This window comes from Vibrio marinisediminis (genome assembly GCF_014050145.1).
GTDB classification, from domain to species: domain Bacteria; phylum Pseudomonadota; class Gammaproteobacteria; order Enterobacterales; family Vibrionaceae; genus Vibrio; species Vibrio marinisediminis.
This window is the reverse complement of the sequence record NZ_JACFYF010000274.1, coordinates 1-266: the sequence shown is the minus strand read 5'-3', so window position 1 is coordinate 266 and position 266 is coordinate 1. Positions and strand designations below refer to the sequence as shown.

Here is a 266-nt window from a genome sequence, read left to right as displayed (position 1 = left end):
CGGTCGGCCGCTGCCCGGGCGGCTGAATATCGTGGTGACTCGTGACGAGAGCTTTCAGCATGACGGCATCCGCGTCTGCCACGATATCGCCTCGGCGCTGACCCTGGCCGACCAGCAGGCGACCATCGATGGGGCGGAGGAGATCATGGTGATGGGGGGCGCCGAGATCTATGCCCAGGCGTTGCACCACGCCAGCCGCCTCTACCTGACCGAAGTGGATATCGAGGTGGAGGGCGATGCCCGCTTCCCCGAGATCGATTCTGACG

1 protein-coding gene is annotated in these 266 nt (G+C 65.4%); it reads left to right on the top strand.

The window, feature by feature from the left end:
- On the top strand, nucleotides 1-266 hold a 266-nt coding region (locus tag H2O73_RS21175; protein WP_182110815.1), incomplete at both ends, for a dihydrofolate reductase.